General features: G+C 44.4%; 18 protein-coding genes. 14 read left to right on the top strand and 4 right to left on the bottom strand.

Annotation, left to right across the window (positions count from 1 at the left end):
* Nucleotides 1-66 precede the first annotated feature (66 nt).
* From rplR to carA, 14 genes are all read left to right on the top strand, one after another.
* A complete protein-coding gene (gene rplR, locus ACYVD4_RS03850; RefSeq protein ID WP_460942567.1) occupies nt 67-417 on the top strand; it encodes a 50S ribosomal protein L18 in 351 nt (116 codons plus the stop codon).
* Nucleotides 418-420: 3 nt separating this feature from the next.
* On the top strand, nt 421-939 hold the full coding sequence (gene rpsE, locus ACYVD4_RS03845) for a 30S ribosomal protein S5 (protein WP_020603982.1): 519 nt from the start codon (nt 421-423) through the stop codon (nt 937-939).
* A 19-nt stretch (nt 940-958) separates the two neighbouring features.
* Nucleotides 959-1,138 carry a 50S ribosomal protein L30 gene (rpmD, locus tag ACYVD4_RS03840; protein ID WP_190888459.1) on the top strand — a complete coding sequence of 60 codons (180 nt, stop codon included), beginning with the start codon at nt 959-961 and terminating at the stop codon, nt 1,136-1,138.
* A gap of 94 nt (nt 1,139-1,232) precedes the next feature.
* Entirely contained in the window at nt 1,233-1,709 is a 477-nt protein-coding gene (rplO, locus tag ACYVD4_RS03835; protein ID WP_460942564.1) for a 50S ribosomal protein L15, read from the top strand.
* Between the two features lie 32 nt (nt 1,710-1,741).
* On the top strand, nt 1,742-3,061 hold the full coding sequence (gene secY / locus ACYVD4_RS03830; protein ID WP_460942562.1) for a preprotein translocase subunit SecY: 1,320 nt from the start codon (nt 1,742-1,744) through the stop codon (nt 3,059-3,061).
* Nucleotides 3,062-3,066: 5 nt separating this feature from the next.
* Nucleotides 3,067-3,906 (top strand): type I methionyl aminopeptidase, encoded by an 840-nt coding sequence (gene map, locus ACYVD4_RS03825; protein ID WP_460942560.1) that lies wholly within the window; start codon nt 3,067-3,069, stop codon nt 3,904-3,906.
* Between the two features lie 7 nt (nt 3,907-3,913).
* Nucleotides 3,914-4,132 (top strand): translation initiation factor IF-1, encoded by a 219-nt coding sequence (infA, locus tag ACYVD4_RS03820; RefSeq protein ID WP_163941485.1) that lies wholly within the window; start codon nt 3,914-3,916, stop codon nt 4,130-4,132.
* Nucleotides 4,133-4,209: 77 nt separating this feature from the next.
* Nucleotides 4,210-4,326, top strand: a complete 117-nt coding sequence (gene ykgO / locus ACYVD4_RS03815; protein WP_009284800.1) for a type B 50S ribosomal protein L36 — start codon at nt 4,210-4,212, stop codon at nt 4,324-4,326.
* A 2-nt stretch (nt 4,327-4,328) separates the two neighbouring features.
* Nucleotides 4,329-4,706, top strand: a complete 378-nt coding sequence (rpsM, locus tag ACYVD4_RS03810) for a 30S ribosomal protein S13 (RefSeq protein WP_420148824.1) — start codon at nt 4,329-4,331, stop codon at nt 4,704-4,706.
* A 104-nt stretch (nt 4,707-4,810) separates the two neighbouring features.
* Entirely contained in the window at nt 4,811-5,206 is a 396-nt protein-coding gene (gene rpsK / locus ACYVD4_RS03805; protein ID WP_460942557.1) for a 30S ribosomal protein S11, read from the top strand.
* Nucleotides 5,207-5,283: 77 nt separating this feature from the next.
* Complete coding sequence (rpsD, locus tag ACYVD4_RS03800; RefSeq protein WP_460942555.1) at nt 5,284-5,889, top strand: 30S ribosomal protein S4; 606 nt, start codon at nt 5,284-5,286, stop codon at nt 5,887-5,889.
* 141 nt (nt 5,890-6,030) lie between these two features.
* Nucleotides 6,031-7,020: a DNA-directed RNA polymerase subunit alpha gene (locus ACYVD4_RS03795; protein WP_460942553.1), complete on the top strand. Its 990-nt coding sequence runs from the start codon at nt 6,031-6,033 to the stop codon at nt 7,018-7,020.
* Between the two features lie 67 nt (nt 7,021-7,087).
* Nucleotides 7,088-7,879 carry a 50S ribosomal protein L17 gene (rplQ, locus tag ACYVD4_RS03790; RefSeq protein ID WP_460942551.1) on the top strand — a complete coding sequence of 264 codons (792 nt, stop codon included), beginning with the start codon at nt 7,088-7,090 and terminating at the stop codon, nt 7,877-7,879.
* 83 nt (nt 7,880-7,962) lie between these two features.
* A complete protein-coding gene (carA, locus tag ACYVD4_RS03785; RefSeq protein WP_460942549.1) occupies nt 7,963-9,066 on the top strand; it encodes a glutamine-hydrolyzing carbamoyl-phosphate synthase small subunit in 1,104 nt (367 codons plus the stop codon).
* Nucleotides 9,067-9,161: 95 nt separating this feature from the next.
* Here the strand turns inward: carA and ACYVD4_RS03780 are convergent, their stop codons facing one another.
* From ACYVD4_RS03780 to ACYVD4_RS03765, 4 genes are all read right to left on the bottom strand, one after another.
* Nucleotides 9,162-10,598 carry a TolC family protein gene (locus ACYVD4_RS03780; RefSeq protein ID WP_460942992.1) on the bottom strand — a complete coding sequence of 479 codons (1,437 nt, stop codon included), beginning with the start codon at nt 10,596-10,598 and terminating at the stop codon, nt 9,162-9,164.
* A complete protein-coding gene (locus ACYVD4_RS03775; protein WP_460942547.1) occupies nt 10,588-13,794 on the bottom strand; it encodes an efflux RND transporter permease subunit in 3,207 nt (1,068 codons plus the stop codon). The genes ACYVD4_RS03780 and ACYVD4_RS03775 overlap by 11 nt, the downstream gene beginning before the upstream one ends.
* Nucleotides 13,795-13,820: 26 nt before the next feature.
* Nucleotides 13,821-14,909 (bottom strand): efflux RND transporter periplasmic adaptor subunit, encoded by a 1,089-nt coding sequence (locus ACYVD4_RS03770; protein WP_460942545.1) that lies wholly within the window; start codon nt 14,907-14,909, stop codon nt 13,821-13,823.
* An 88-nt stretch (nt 14,910-14,997) separates the two neighbouring features.
* Nucleotides 14,998-15,288, bottom strand: a complete 291-nt coding sequence (locus tag ACYVD4_RS03765) for a hypothetical protein (protein ID WP_460942543.1) — start codon at nt 15,286-15,288, stop codon at nt 14,998-15,000.
* Between the last annotated feature and the right edge of the window lie 800 nt (nt 15,289-16,088).

The following is a 16,088-nucleotide window of genomic DNA, read 5'->3' as shown; positions in this document are numbered from 1 at the left end:
TATTGCCTTAAGCTTAGAATCTGAAGCATATAACAATAAAAGCCTATTTGGTCGGAATCAAATAAGATGGCAACTAAACAAGAAAGAAGACAGCGGATTAAGTTCGGTATTCGGGCAAAGGTTTCGGGTACTGCAGAACGTCCCCGCCTATCGGTTTTCCGTTCGAACAAAGGAATCTATGCTCAACTGATCGATGACGTAGCTGGTCACACACTGGCTTCTGCTTCATCTGTAGAGCTGAAAAGCGAAGCCGAAGGAAATACCCTTGAAACGGCGAAAAAAGTAGGCCAGCGCCTGGCCGAGAAAGCAGTTGCCCAGAACATCAGCGCGGCTGTGTTCGACCGTAACGGCTACTTATATCACGGTAAAGTAAAAGCACTGGCCGATGCAGCCCGCGAGGGAGGCCTTAAGTTCTAAGAGATGAACATAAACTCAGCAAGACCAACAAAATTCAACGAAGCCGACCTGAAAGAAAAGGTGGTAGCCATCAATCGCGTAGCGAAAGTGGTGAAAGGTGGTCGCCGGTTTAGTTTCTCGGCGATTGTGGTTGTCGGCGACGGTAACGGTGTAGTGGGTTATGGATTGGGCAAAGCCAATGAAGTAACTGACGCTATTGCTAAAGGTGTGGAAGATGCCAAGAAAAATCTGGTACAAATTCCTCTCCTGAAGCGTACGGTTCCCCACGAAATGGAAGGTAAATTCAGCGGTGGTTTTGTACTGTTGAAGCCAGCCGCTCCAGGGACGGGAGTAATTGCTGGTGGTGCTATGCGGGCCGTTCTCGAATCGGCTGGTGTACACGACATCTTGGCAAAGTCAAAAGGTTCTTCGAACCCTCACAACGTAGTAAAAGCTACGTTAGATGCTCTGCTGAAAATGCGTTTACCGCATCAGGTTGCCTTCCAGCGTCAAGTGAGCTTAGCAAAAGTGTTTAACGGTTAATTTAAAAGGAGCAACAGACATGGCACGAGTACGCATCACGCAAGTCCGCAGCACCATTAAGCGGCCGTTATCGCAAAAAAACGCCATCAAGTCGTTAGGCTTGGGCAAAATCAATCGGAGTGTTGAACTAGAATACAACGACGCTCTGAAAGGTGCAATCAATAAGGTGCAGCACCTAGTAAAAGTTGAAGAAATTTAAGTACCTTTGCGATTCTTTTGGTTTTCAGACTGCTTTACCTTGTTGGTAAGGGCATTGTGAGAAGCCAAAAGAATCACTTTTTACTAATAAACCAATGAATTTAAGCAACCTTAGACCGGCAAAAGGTTCCGTCAGAGAGCGCAAGCGAGTCGGACGCGGGCAAGGATCAGGTATGGGCGGTACGTCTACACGTGGTCACAAAGGAGCGCAATCACGCTCGGGTTATAGTCGTAAAACTCACTTCGAGGGTGGCCAGATGCCATTACAGCGTCGTGTGCCAAAGTTCGGCTTTAAAAACATTAACCGCGTCGAATATAAGCCTCTCAATCTGGATATCATTCAGGCTTTAGTCGAAGAGACGAAAGCAACTGTAGTAGATCTGGCATTTTTGCGTCAGCATGGTCTGGTGAGCAAAAAAGATCTCGTTAAAGTTTTGAGCCGAGGTGAACTGACTTCTGCAGTAGAAGTTCATGCGCATGCTTTCTCTACAAGTGCGAAAGAAGCCATTGAAAAAGCAGGAGGTAAGGCCGTAGTGCCCACAAAAGAAGCGAACGAGGAAGCAGCGAATTAAGTTGTGAGTAAGGCATTAGCCGACCTATTTTTATGAACCGACTCATCACCACGTTTAAAAATATTTTTGCAATCGACGAGTTGCGGAGTCGAATCCTCAACACGCTGTTGTTCATAGCTGCCTTTCGACTTGGTTCGGCGATTGTATTGCCGGGCGTTGATCCGAACAAACTGAACATTAATACAGGAGGATTACTCGGTTTGCTCGATACTTTTTTAGGAGGAGCATTCAGTAAGGCGTCAATTTTTGCCTTGGGCATTATGCCTTACATTTCGGCATCCATCGCAATTCAATTGCTTACGCTCGCATTACCTTACTTCCAGAAAATGCAGAAGGAAGGAGAATCTGGTCGCAAGCGTTTGAATCAAATTACACGCGTACTGACGATTGGGGTAACGGCTGTGCAGGCGATTACGTATGTGAATACAACGATCCCGGCAGAAGCACTCTTAATCGACAGAGGTTTGTTCACAATTGCATCGGTTTTCATCCTAACGTCAGGAACTATTTTCTGTATGTGGCTTGGTGAACGAATTACGGATAAAGGTATTGGCAATGGTATTTCTATGATCATCATGATCGGGATTGTATCACGTCTGCCAGGTGCCATTATCGGTGAGCAACAATCACGGGGTTCAAGCGGGATTCTGTTATTCGTGTTAGAGATAGTTGCACTGTATTTTGTGGTTATGGGTGCTGTTGTATTAACACAGGCGGTGCGTCGGATTCCGATTCAGTATGCAAAACAGGTAATTGGAAATAAAGTAGTGGGAGGACAACGCCAGTATTTACCGTTAAAGTTAAATGCTGCGGGCGTAATGCCTATCATTTTTGCGCAAGCTCTGATGTTTATTCCAACATACGTAGCCGGATTGTTTGCTGAAAAAAGTGATTTCGCGGCAAGCGTGCAGAATGCATTCCAGAGCTATACTACCTGGCAGTATAACGTATTGTTCGGATTGTTGATCATCATCTTTACGTTCTTCTATACGGCAATCTCGGTTAACCCAACCCAAATTGCCGATGATATGAAACGTAGTGGAGGGTTTATTCCAGGCGTAAAACCAGGAATTCAGACATCAGAATATATCGGTACGGTACTTGACCGTATTACGTTGCCTGGTGCTGTTATGTTGGCTATCGTTGCTATTCTACCTGCTATTGCCAATCTGTTAGGAATGACTAGCGGATTTGCTCAGTTCTTCGGTGGAACCTCCCTTCTAATTATGGTTGGTGTGGTACTGGATACGCTTCAACAAGTAGAAAGTTATTTGTTAATGCGTCGATATGAAGGCTTGATGAAATCAGGTCGTGTGCAAGGACGTGCAAGTAGCGAAACTGTAGCTGCCTAATTGAGATGAGTGGTTCGGATCGAAAAGATAGGATGATTTATTTCAGAAGCGATGAAGAAATCGCTCTGATTAAAGCCAGCGCACAAGTGCTAGGAAAAGCACATGGAGAGGTGGCGAAGCTTATCCGTCCGGGAGTTACTACAAAGGAACTAGATACGGTTGCCGAAACGTTCATTAGAGATAATGGCGGTCATCCATCCTTCTTGGGTTATAACAAATTTCCTGCTTCTCTTTGCATTTCCGTAAATGATGTTGTTGTACATGGCTTTCCGAGCCGGTATGAACTTCGTGATGGAGATATAGTATCGATTGACTGTGGAGTTAAGTTAAATGGATTTCACAGCGATAGTGCTTATACATATCCTATCGGAGATGTAAATCCGGCGATACGTAGATTATTGGCCCGTACCAAAGAGTCTCTATACATTGGCTTGGAAAAGGCGATTGAAGGAAATCGAATTGGTGATATTGGGTACGCAATTCAAACGTATACGGAAAAATTTGGATACTCGGTTGTGCGGGAACTCGTAGGGCATGGTGTTGGCCAAGATCTACATGAAGCCCCGGAAGTGCCAAATTATGGGAAACGTGGACAAGGACCTAAATTGCAGGAAGGTATGATTCTGGCTATTGAGCCAATGATTAATTTCGGCAAAAAGGGTGTTGTTCAGGAACGTGATGGATGGACAATTCGGACAGTCGATCGAAAGCCGTCTGCTCACTTTGAGCATACAGTAGCTGTACGAAAAGGAAAGGCTGAAATTCTGACAACCTTTGAATATATTGAAGCTGTTACCGCAAATACAAGCCTGATGATTGATTCACAGGATTTAGTAGCAGCTTAAAGCGCATATGGCAAAGCAGACTTCTATAGAACAGGACGGCGTTATTTTGGAGGCATTATCAAATGCAATGTTTCGGGTCGAACTGGCCAACAAGCATGAGGTAATCGCTCACATCTCTGGCAAAATGCGAATGAATTACATTAAAATTTTGCCAGGAGATCGCGTGAAACTGGAAATGTCGCCTTATGATTTAAGTAAGGCAAGAATTGTGTACCGATATAAGTAAGTCGGAAAATATGAAAAGAGAGTTAAGATAATACTTCACTCTTTGGGCAAAATTTCTGGCGCTTAACACTAACGAAGATGAAAGTTAAAGCATCCATCAAAAAGCGCAGCGAAGACTGCATCGTGATCCGTCGGAAAGGAAAACTGTACGTGATTAATAAAAAGAATCCCCGTTACAAACAAAGACAAGGCTAAGCATGGCACGTATTGCAGGTGTTGATATCCCAGATAAAAAGCGTGGCGAAATCGCGCTGACCTATATCTACGGCATTGGCCGGAGTCGGGCAAAAAAAATCTTGACCGACGCAGGTATTAGCGTTGATAAAAAAGCCAGTGAATGGTCGGACGACGAAGCTAGCGCTGTGCGTAACGCTATTGCGAACGAGTACAAAGTAGAAGGCCAGCTACGTTCTGAAGTTCAATTGAGCATTAAACGCTTAATGGACATCGGTTGCTACCGTGGCCTCCGTCACCGGAAAGGCTTACCCGTTCGTGGTCAGCACACGAAAAACAACTCACGTACGCGGAAAGGTAAGCGTAAGACAGTTGCTAACAAGAAGAAAGTAACGAAATAATTAATTGGTCGCTCATCGTCATAAGGGACATTTGAAGCTGTTTGTTACGAAACTAAATAGCAAGTAATGACAACCGATGACACATTGACGATTACCTAAAAACAATGGCTCAAGCAAAACGCAAAGACAAAGCGAAAAAGCGGGTGGTAATTGTTGAACCCGTTGGTCAGGTACATATCCGGGCTACGTTCAATAACATCATCATTTCGATTACTAACATGAATGGTCAGGTTATTTCTTGGGCATCGGCTGGTAAAATGGGCTTCCGTGGCTCGAAGAAAAATACACCTTATGCAGCTCAAATGGCAGCGCAAAACTGTGCTGCTGTTGCCCACGATTTGGGTATGCGTAAAGCTGAGGTGTTCGTGAAAGGTCCAGGATCTGGTCGTGAATCAGCTATTCGTACCGTTCAGAACTCGGGTATCGAAGTAACGACTATCCGCGATATTACCCCGTTGCCGCACAATGGTTGCCGGCCGCCAAAACGTCGTCGCGTATAATACGGATGACATGAATACGGGCAGGCGACATTTGGTTGTGTCTGTCCAATGTTTCACAATTATTCATTCATTGAAGAATGGCACGTTACACAGGGCCAAAAGCCAAAATTTCGCGCAAATTCGGTGAGCCTATAATGGGACCGAGTAAAGCGCTACAGAAGAAAAATTACGGACCGGGTATGCACGGTCGTGGACGCAAACGGAAACAGTCTGAATATGCGCTCCAATTAACTGAAAAGCAAAAAGTAAAATATACCTACGGCATTCTGGAACGTCAGTTCCGTGCCTTATTCCACCGGGCTCAGGTACGTGAAGGAATCACTGGTGAAAACCTGCTAAAACTTTGCGAAGCTCGTTTAGATAATACGGTTTACCGTTTAGGTATTGCTTCATCACGCCGGGCTGCTCGTCAGCTAGTATCTCATAAACACATTGTTGTTGATGGCGAAGTGGTAAACATCCCTTCGTATTCGCTGAAACCTGGTCAATTGATCAGCGTTCGTGAGAAATCGAAATCGCTCGAAGCTATTAGCTCTAGCGTTGCTGCCCGCAATACAAAACGGTATAACTGGGTTGAATGGGATGCTCAACAACTAACGGGAAAATTCATCAGTTACCCAGAGCGCGACCAAATTCCAGAGAACTTCAACGAGCAGGCCATCGTCGAATTGTATTCGAAGTAATAGATAATTTATGGTTTACTAGTTTTTGTTGTTATTCATTACGTTTAGTCGTTAATAAGACAGAAACTGGTAAATCGTAAATTGAAAACTTGTTTAGAGTCTTCACGCCAAGGCAGAGAACTGCTGTAAAATACGAAACGTATGTCAATATTAGCGTTCCAGATGCCCGACAAAGTCGTAGTGGAGAAAGCCGACGACTTTCACGGGGTGTTTGAATTTAAACCCCTTGAAAAAGGATACGGTGTAACAATCGGAAATGCGCTACGTCGCATTTTGTTGTCTTCGCTGGAAGGTTATGCTATTACAAGCGTAAAATTCCCCGGAGTGTTGCACGAGTTTTCTTCCATCGAGGGGGTTGTTGAAGATGTAACTGAAATTATCCTGAATCTGAAAATGATCCGGTTCAAGAAAATTTCTGACATGGTTGACAACAAAATTACCGTCAACATTAAAAAACAGTCAGTTTTAAAAGCTGGTGATATATCTAAATTCTCGCCGTCGTTCGAGGTGCTAAATCCCGAACTTGAAATCTGTCATATCGACGATACGCGGGATTTAGAAATGGAAATTTTCGTTGAGAAAGGTCGCGGTTATGTTCCTGCCGATGAGCCTCGTGCAAACGAATTGCCTTTTGGTCATATTCCTATCGATGCTATTTACACGCCAATTAAGAATGTAAAATATAGCATAGAAAATACGCGGGTAGAGCAGAAGACAGACTTTGAGCGCTTGCTACTGGATATTGAAACGGATGGTTCTATCCATCCTGAAGATGCACTGAAAGGTGCTGCTTATATCCTGATTCAGCACTTTATGCTGTTCTCTGATCAAACAATGACATTTGAGACAACCAAACCGGAAGAAGAAAATGTCGTTGATGAAGAGGTATTGCACATGCGGAAACTGCTGAAAACGTCGCTGGCTGATCTTGACTTGTCAGTACGTGCCTATAACTGTCTTAAGTCGGCTGATGTTCGGACATTGGGTGACCTAGTTCGGTTAGAGATTTCGGATATGATGAAATTCCGTAACTTCGGTAAAAAGTCATTGACCGAATTAGAGCAACTGGTGGCAGAAAAAAATCTGACGTTCGGAATGGACGTCTCGAAGTACAGATTAGACGAAGATTAATAGTCGTTAGTCGTCAGTCGTTAGTTGCTAACGACTAACGACTGTCGACCGATGACTACAAAAGACAATGAGACACGGGAAAAAAGATAATCACTTAGGTCGTACGCATTCGCACCGCGAAGCGATGTTGCAAAACATGGCTTCATCGCTGATCATGCACAAGCGTATTGAAACGACGGTTGCTAAAGCGAAAGAGCTACGCAAGTTTGTAGAGCCTATTCTGACGCGGGCAAAAGATGACACCTACCAAAATCGTCGGGTCGTTTTCCAATCGCTGCATAATAAAGAAACCATCAAAGAATTGTTCGGTACGGTTGCTGATAAAATTGCTAGCCGTCCGGGTGGTTACACACGGATTATTAAATTGGGTAATCGCATTGGTGATAATGCTGACACTTGCCTGATTGAACTTGTTGATTTTAACGAATTGCTGATTTCGGTAGCCGCTGAAAAAGAAGCAGCTACTACTAAAACACGTCGGAGCCGTCGAAGCACTAGCGCACGTCAGGCTGAATCGACTGAAGCTCCTGTTGTAGAAACAACGGCCGAAGTTATAGAAGAAGCTGCTCCAGCTACGAAAGCAACTGCTGCAAGCGCAGGCGATGATCTTACTAAAATTGAAGGTATTGGTCCGAAGATTGCAGAGTTGCTCAATAACGCAGGTATTACTACCTTTGCACAACTAGCCGACGCTAAGGACGAAGACGTTCAGCAAGTATTAGTTGAAGCTGGGCCTCGTTTTAATGTACACGATGCAACGACCTGGAACGAACAGGCGGCTTTAGCTCGTGACGGTAAGTGGGAAGAACTTGCAGAACTGCAAGATCGTTTAAAAGGTGGTAAAGAAGCAGAAGAATAGTGACCTACAAACATGTCATATAGAAATGGGTTAACCGATAACGGTTAGCCCTTTTTTTTAGTCTTTTAAGCCAAAGCAACTAGATGAAACAAACAAAGCAACCTGAAGCATTACTGGTTTTACAGGATGGTACCGTTTATCGAGGTTTGGCGCTCGGTAAAATCGGGACCGCCGGAGGTGAAATTTGCTTTAATACCGGCATGACTGGTTATCAGGAAATTTATACCGACCCTTCTTATTATGGGCAGGTAATTATAAACACCACTTCACATATTGGTAATTATGGTGTGTTAAATAATGCGGAGCAAGAATCGAATGGTGTAAAAATTCGGGCGATGGTCTGTAATTTTTTCTCGAATATTCACTCGCGTTATACCGCCGATGGATCCTTGCAGGATTATTTTGAGCGGGCTAATATTGTCGGTATTCATGGTGTTGATACCCGGCAATTAGTACGTTATATACGCTCTAAAGGCGTAATGAACTGCATTATTTCTTCCGAAATTCTTGACCCGGCTGTTCTATTAGCCGAACTTAATAAAGTGCCTGATATGGCTGGTCTGGAACTATCATCGGAAGTGTGTACACAGGAAGCTTATGAGCAGGGAGATCCGGAAGCGAAATTGCGGGTAGCAGTTTTAGATTTGGGCGTAAAACGTAGCATCCTGAGCAATTTCAATGAGCGGGGAGTATTGTGCAGAGTGTTTCCAGCACGAACAGCTCATGCCGAGCTAGCTGCGTGGAAACCAAACGGCTATTTCATCGCAAATGGCCCAGGCGACCCGGCAGCTATGCCTTATGCTGTTGAAACGGTAAAACAGGCATTAGATACAGAAAAACCACTGTTTGGTATTTGCCTCGGTCATCAGATTCTATCACTGGCTAGTGGGATTTCAACATATAAAATGCACAACGGCCATCGTGGATTGAATCATCCGGTTAAAAACCTAATCACCGGTCATTGTGAAATCACTTCACAAAACCATGGCTTTGCCGTAAAAGCTGATGAAGTGATGGATCATACCAACGTGGAACTGACGCATATCAACCTCAATGATAAAACCATTGAAGGTATACGTCGTAAAGATAAACCAGCTTTCTCAGTACAATATCATCCAGAATCATCGCCTGGTCCACATGACTCGCATTATCTGTTTGATCAGTTTGTGCAGATGATGAACGAATAAAAGTAAAACATGATTCCTCCCGAAGTTTGGTGAATACGTATCAAAGTATTCACCAAACTTCGGGAGGAATCATGTTTTTACACGCCTGCCAATGTTTAACGCCATCCGCCACCTAGTGCGCGGTACGTATTAACAAGCGCGTTCATTTGCAACATGCGGGTTTCAATTAACTCCATTCGTGACTCCAGTACGTCACGTTGCGTCAATAGAACCTCCATGTAATCGGCTCTGGCTGAGGTGAATAATTTCAACGATATACTCGTCGACTGGGTTAATGCCTGCACCTGGTTATTTTTTGTGTTGTACTTTTTTTCCAGATTGTCCATGTTCGACAACTGATTGGCTACCTCAATATATGCTTTCAAAACGGATCGTTCGTAATCATAAACAGCCTGTATTTGCTTGGCATTGGCACTTTTATACGTAGCAATAATGGCGTTCTTATTAATTACAGGTCCGGCTAAATCGCCAATCAGTGAGGCAATTAATGATTCTGGAATATTGCCTATATAAAGAGGATTAAAGGCCATAACACCCAACGAGGCTGAAAGACTAAGTGAGGGATAAAAATTAGCTTTAGCCACGCTTATATCCAGATTAGCAGCTTGTAATTTTAATTCAGCCTGTCTGATGTCGGGACGATTTTCGAGTAGTTGCGATGGAATGCCTGTTGCAATTTTAGCGGGTGCTACGTCGCCGAAATTTTGTGAATTCCGTTGGACATGTTGCGGGAATCGACCTACTAGAAAGTTAATCCGGTTCTCCGTTTCAACAATTTTCTGTTGTATTTCGAACTGAAGACTTTGCGTTTTAAATACTTCGGCTTCGAATCGTTTCACTGCCAGCTCGGTTACTTTGGCCGCATCTTTCTCCTGCCGGATAATGGAGAGTGCGTTCGTGAGAATACCGATATTCTGCTGAATAATAGCCAGTTGATTGTCAAGAGCCAGCAGTTCATAGTACGAGTTCGAAATTTCGGAAACGATATTCGTTACCATGAAATTTTTCCCTTCAATAGACGCAAAGTAATTGGCTACGGCAGACTTTCGGGCATTACGTAGTTTGTGCCAGATATCGACTTCCCAACTGGCAAAAGCACCAAAATAGGAATTGGGTAACACAACGGGCGTTGATTTACCCGGCTTGATTTCGGTGATTTCATCGCTGGCTCCCTGACTCGTATAGCGGGATACTTTCTCTACGCCCGTTCCGCCACCAACCCGAACAAAAGGCAAATAGTCTCCTTTACGGGCCTGTATCTCGTTGCTAGCTATCTGAATTTCCTGTAACGTAATGTTTAGTTCCTGATTATTATACAACGCGGTATCGATCAGGGCAACCAGATTTGGATCGGTAAAATAAGCGCGCCAACTCTTCCTGGCTATGTTGGTCGTGTCCTGCGAGTTATTCCAACTCGCAGGTACGGTTTTGTTCACCGTTTTCTGAACTAGGTGAGGTACGCTACAGGCGGCATTGAGTAGGATGATGAGTACAATCAGCCCTACCCAATTCATTAATCGTTTATTGCTCATTGAGTTCATTTTCTTCAGGTTGTGGGAAACTGTCTACCGCATGGACCAGATTTTCGGTTAATGAATCATCTTCTTCGCCTTTAATCAGCTTGCGTCCATCGGCCAGATTGCCAAATATGTAATACAATCCGGGGATGATGACGACCCCGAAAATAGTGCCAAACAACATACCGCCCATAGCCGAAGCACCAATCGTGCGATTACCAATAGCACCAGCACCTCTGGCTGTAATCAGCGGTATCAACCCGGCCACGAAGGCAAAGGACGTCATCAGGATTGGGCGGAAACGAACTTTTGCGCCTTCAATAGCTGCGTTCAGAATAGTTTCTCCCTGCTGTCGCTTCTGAACGGCGAATTCCACAATTAATACGGCGTTTTTACCCAGCAGACCAACCAGCATAATGAGGCCAATCTGTGCATAAATATTGTTTTCCAGACCCATTGCTTTCAGTAGGAAAAACGAGCCGAAGATTCCAACGGGTAGCGAGGTTAATACGGCTAGCGGAATGATGAAGCTCTCGTATTGAGCGGCCAGAACCAGATAGACGAAGGCCACCACAATCAGGAACACAATCAACGTTTCATTTCCACGAATCGACTCGTCATACGATAGACCTTCGAAGGCAATGTCGTAGCCTTTGGGCAACGTCTTCGCAGCAACTTCCCGGATAGCCTGGATGGCTTCTGCGGTTGTATAACCCTTCGCTGGCTGCCCCTGAATAGCTGATGAATTGTAGAGGTTAAAACGGGTAATCTCGTTAGGCCCCTGCCCCTTTTTCAGCTTCATGAACGCCGAGTAAGGCACCATTTCACCCGCATCATTTTTCACAAAAAGCTTTAATAGGTCGGAAGGAAGCCTTCTAAAGCCGGGATCTGACTGTACATATACTTTGAAGAACTGGTTGTATTTGATAAAACCCTGTTCGTACGTACTACCGATCATGATGTTGAGGTTATCCATCGCTTTCCCGATAGATACGCCTTTTTGCATGGCCAGATTATTGTCAATTTCCAGTTCGTATTGTGGATAATTGGCGGCAAAGAAGGTAAATAAGCCTGCCAGCTCTTTACGCTTGCCTAAATTTGCCATGAACTCCTTATTGATTTTATCGAACTCGCTGTAGTCGGTATCGGTATTTTTATCCAATAAGCGCATCGAAAAACCGCCCGACGTACCAAAGCCAGGAATAGCTGGTGGTTCGAAGAACTCGACCGTGGCTCCGAGGTTTCTCGATTTCACCTCCAGTTCTTCCATGATTTCCTTTACGTTCTGCTTGCGCTCCGACCAGGGTTTCAGGTTAATCAGACACGTACCGGCATTCGAGCCCCGGCCTTCGGTCATGATCTCGTAACCCGCCAGCGACGATATTGACTCAATGCCTTCTACGTCTTCACAAATCTGCTGAAGGTGTCGGGAAACCTGATTGGTTTTTTCCAACGTAGAACCCGGAGGAGTCTGGATGATGGCGTAAATCGTACTCTGGTCCTCGTTTGGAATAAATCCGGCTGGAAGGATTTCGTTTTCGTAGGCAATGCCCAAACAGAAACCGCCCAATATCAGGAACGTAACAACCCGACGGTTAACGATCAAACGTAGCAAACCAACGTAGCGCCCGGTCATTTTATCGAAACCCCGGTTGAAACTATCCAGCGCTTTGGTGAATATATTCTTCTTCTTTTCATGTCCATGATGGTTTTTTAGCAGCATGGCGCACAACACGGGCGTAAGCGTCAGAGCGATCAAGGCCGAAATCACAATAGAACTAGCCATGGTGATGGAAAACTGCCGATAGAACGTACCGACCGGACCCGACATAAAGGAAATTGGCAGGAACACCGATACCATCACCAACGTAATAGCGATAATGGCTCCGCTAATTTCACCAAGTACTTTTCGCACCGCATTGAAAGGAGATATCCCCGGCTCTTCTTCAAACTTGGCGTGTACGGCCTCAACCACCACAATGGCATCATCGACCACAATACCAATGGCCAGTACCAACGCAAAAAGGGTGATTAAGTTGATTGAAAGGCCAAACGCCTGAATCACAAAGAAGGCCCCAACCAGTGATACCGGAACGGCAAGAATCGGAATGAGAGTAGACCGCCAATCACCCAGAAAGATGAAAACGACTAAGGCTACCAGTAAGAAGGCGTCGCGCAACGTATCAATTACCTGTTCGATAGAGGCATCCAGAAACTGCGATACGTCATAGCTGATTTTATAGTCGACGCCCGGAGGAAATGACTCTTTCATTACCTCAAGCTTCTGTTTTACCTGCTCAATTACTTCGCTGGCGTTACTGCCATAGTTCTGGCGCAGGACAATAGCGGCCGACGCATGGCCGTCGAGATTCGAATAAATATCGAAGAATTCACTACCTAATTCTACGCGGGCAATGTCCCGTAAGTGAATGCTTTCGCCTTCGGAATTGGCCCGAATAATAATACCTTCGTATTCTTCCGGTTTATTGTAGCGCCCTTTATAAGTAAGTACGTATTCAAGCGATTGGGCAGCGATACCGGAGCTTTGACCAATCCGGCCCGGCCGACCAATAATACTCTGCTCGCCGATGGCCTTCATTACTTCTTCTACGGAGATTTTATAGGCCCGCATGCGTTCCGGATTCAACCAAACGCGCATTGCGTATCGGCGGCTACCCAATATTTGTGCTCTGGCTACCCCTTTTGTCCGCTGGATTTCGGGGATCATTTTAACTGTAGCGTAGTTGAACAGGAATTTTTCGTCAATACTCTTTTCCTTCGAATAGAGATTGACGTACATGAGCATACTAGGCTGAATGGGCGTAATGATAACCCCTTCGCGCTGAACCAGTTCAGGCAGAAGCGGCATAACCTGGTCTACCCTGGTTTTTACCCGGATAACGGCGTCGTTTGGGTCGGTTCCCGGTTCAAAAATAATCCGAAGAGTGGCTTCACCGGCACTGGTTGCGTCGGTTGCAATGTATCGCATATCCTGAACACCGTTGATGGCCTGTTCCAACGTAATAAGTGTGGATTTTACCAATACGTCGGCGCTGGAACCCGGATATGCAATAAATATATTTACTGTTGTTGGGGCAATGTCAGGAAACTGAGAGATGGGTAACTTCTTGATCGCCAGAACCCCAATAAAGACTATCATGATTGATATCACAATAGCGAATACGGGTCTGCGTATGAATCTACTAAACATAACGTCTGGTTGTTAGAGTGTCAGAATTATTCGGCGTATAATCCCAAATTCGAGATGACAGAATCAGGCTGCACGAACTTGTATTTTATTTTTTCGTTTTCTTTTACCTGACGTAAGCCTTCCAGAAGGATCTTGTCATCTTTACTCAGACCAGCGCTAATAACAAAAATGTGCGGCATTTCTGCGGCTACCGTAACTTCACGGGAGCGAACCACATTGTTCTTGTCAATCACGTACACATACTTCTTTTCCAGCACTTCGTAAGTGGCTTTTTGCGGAATAATCATGGCGTTATTGAGCGGTAAAGTCATTCGAATATTACCAGTTTCGCCATGACGTAGTAAGCTGTTAGGATTGGGGAAAGTAGCCCGAAACGCAATGTTGCCGGTTTCGTTGTTGAAATCAGCTTCAACAGTTTGTACTACGCCGGGGTATTTGAACATCTGCTGGTTGGCCATCAACAGGTTTACACTATTCAGATTTTCCTGCTGCGTATGCGATTTATAATTCAGGTATTCGGCTTCCGGTACGTTAAAATACACCCACATTTTACTGTTGTCGGAGAGCGTAGTTAGCAGATCGCCTTCATCAACAAGGCTACCCAGCCGTACCTGAAAATGGTCCATAATACCATCGAAAGGTGCTCTTACTTCCGTAAAGCCTAAGTGTACTTTCGCTAAAGACACCTCTGCATTTGCTTTGTCGAGCTTAGCTTTTGCCAGTGCTAGTTCGTTTTTCGAAACGATGTTGCTGTCGGCCAGTGCTTTTGTATTTTTGTATTCGACACCAACGAAATTGGCTTCAGCTTCTGCTTTTTGTAGTTCGGCCTGATATTGAATCGGCAGAATCTGGAACATAAGCTGCCCCTTTCTAACGTACTGACCTTCGTCCACAAAAATTTTCTGGAGGTAACCCTTCTCCAGTGCTCTTAACTCAATGTGCTGGATTGCATGAATCTGACACACGTAATCATTTGTGATGGTCGTGTCTTTCTTCAAGGGGCTGGTAACCAGATATTCAGCCTCTTCTTCTTTTTCTTCTTCTTTGTGTGAACAGCTTGTATGACCCAGTAAAGCAACTAAGCCTACCAGCACGAGCATGAGGTTTTTCTTCATAAGACTCTTGTTTTTACACAGCACTATGTTGACAATGTTTGAAGGTGAGCATCGACCATTCGGATAGGTCGCTGAAATCGTTGTGATTTTATTTCCCGGCTTTTGGCTGAACTGCCACAGCCTGATTGGGAGGTGCGTTAGGAGCTTGCCCCATCCGAAGAATCAAGCTGTCTTTCTGTTGATTGGCTCGCTGACACTCAGAAAGCTGTTGTTGGCAAACCGCTTTGTCTAACGAATAAGCAGAATCACTTAGCTCATATGCATAATTGCTGCGCGGGCGACTTTGCTCATACAGCAGAAACCCGTTGAACGCCAGCGAAAGCGCCAGCGCCAATCCAAAACTGTACAGCAAAATCGAAGGAGAATTTTGGCGTTGCATAGCCTGTATCGGTATTACTTCGACGCAAAGCAAGCAACGTGATATTAAAACGATTTAAAAAGGGAATTAGAATATATTAGAAAAGTTTAAATCGCTAACAAGGTGAAAATATGCTGGATTTATAAGCAATCCACTACTATGAGCCTAGTTTAATGAATAATGCATGTCTTACAAAAGATAGCTTTTACTATTGCACAAGGATACTATTTAAAAAGTACTATTTATTATTCCAACAGAACAAATCGGAGTGTCATTTATGGTAAATAGCTACGGATAGAGTTATGGTAGTCTTAAATTGAATGGATGGTAACGTATTAAAACGAGATTAGAGAATGGCTGATTCTAAATAGATTAAAGACATTGAAACAGAAGAAAGTGTGTCAAATTAGTAAGATAAATGATGCCAGAAAATAGTTTAGATTATGATATACTTATGCCCATACTGACCGAGTCAGCATGGGCATAAGTAGAAGTCCAGGAGTGTAAATCAATCGGGCGTGTTAACTTCCGACGCTTTTCAAAAGCCGTGATGGAGGATATAAACGGTTCGCAAACTAGTAAAAGCTAAATCCGCTCTCTTGGTGTATCAGGATCAATTGGCCATACTCATCTGTCTACGCCAACTGATTCAGCAGCATTTGAATTATTGGTAGTAACGCGTAACTTCTTAATCGCCCCTCCTGAATTTAGCCGAGAGGTCATAGCTCAAGCCTGAAGACTATTTAGAAAAAGACGCGCTGTTTTTTATGCCATCCATCAATGTTTAGCTAACATGGGTAAAAAGTTGCAGATCAATTTTT

It is taken from the genome of Spirosoma daeguense (genome assembly GCF_054776875.1).
The sequence above is the reverse complement of the archived record's forward strand: the minus strand, read 5'-3'. Positions and strand labels throughout refer to the sequence as shown.

Coding starts and splice junctions, on each gene's coding strand:
- infA (WP_163941485.1), top strand. CDS start 3,914: ATGGCAAAGCAGACTTCTATAGAACAGGACGGCGTTATTTTGGAGGCA.
- rpsK (WP_460942557.1), top strand. CDS start 4,811: ATGGCTCAAGCAAAACGCAAAGACAAAGCGAAAAAGCGGGTGGTAATT.
- ACYVD4_RS03795 (WP_460942553.1), top strand. CDS start 6,031: ATGTCAATATTAGCGTTCCAGATGCCCGACAAAGTCGTAGTGGAGAAA.
- ykgO (WP_009284800.1), top strand. CDS start 4,210: ATGAAAGTTAAAGCATCCATCAAAAAGCGCAGCGAAGACTGCATCGTG.
- ACYVD4_RS03780 (WP_460942992.1), bottom strand. CDS start 10,598: ATGAGCAATAAACGATTAATGAATTGGGTAGGGCTGATTGTACTCATC.
- rpsE (WP_020603982.1), top strand. CDS start 421: ATGAACATAAACTCAGCAAGACCAACAAAATTCAACGAAGCCGACCTG.
- map (WP_460942560.1), top strand. CDS start 3,067: ATGAGTGGTTCGGATCGAAAAGATAGGATGATTTATTTCAGAAGCGAT.
- ACYVD4_RS03765 (WP_460942543.1), bottom strand. CDS start 15,288: ATGCAACGCCAAAATTCTCCTTCGATTTTGCTGTACAGTTTTGGATTG.
- rpmD (WP_190888459.1), top strand. CDS start 959: ATGGCACGAGTACGCATCACGCAAGTCCGCAGCACCATTAAGCGGCCG.
- rpsM (WP_420148824.1), top strand. CDS start 4,329: ATGGCACGTATTGCAGGTGTTGATATCCCAGATAAAAAGCGTGGCGAA.
- rplQ (WP_460942551.1), top strand. CDS start 7,088: ATGAGACACGGGAAAAAAGATAATCACTTAGGTCGTACGCATTCGCAC.
- rplR (WP_460942567.1), top strand. CDS start 67: ATGGCAACTAAACAAGAAAGAAGACAGCGGATTAAGTTCGGTATTCGG.
- ACYVD4_RS03770 (WP_460942545.1), bottom strand. CDS start 14,909: ATGAAGAAAAACCTCATGCTCGTGCTGGTAGGCTTAGTTGCTTTACTG.
- secY (WP_460942562.1), top strand. CDS start 1,742: ATGAACCGACTCATCACCACGTTTAAAAATATTTTTGCAATCGACGAG.
- rplO (WP_460942564.1), top strand. CDS start 1,233: ATGAATTTAAGCAACCTTAGACCGGCAAAAGGTTCCGTCAGAGAGCGC.
- carA (WP_460942549.1), top strand. CDS start 7,963: ATGAAACAAACAAAGCAACCTGAAGCATTACTGGTTTTACAGGATGGT.
- rpsD (WP_460942555.1), top strand. CDS start 5,284: ATGGCACGTTACACAGGGCCAAAAGCCAAAATTTCGCGCAAATTCGGT.
- ACYVD4_RS03775 (WP_460942547.1), bottom strand. CDS start 13,794: ATGTTTAGTAGATTCATACGCAGACCCGTATTCGCTATTGTGATATCA.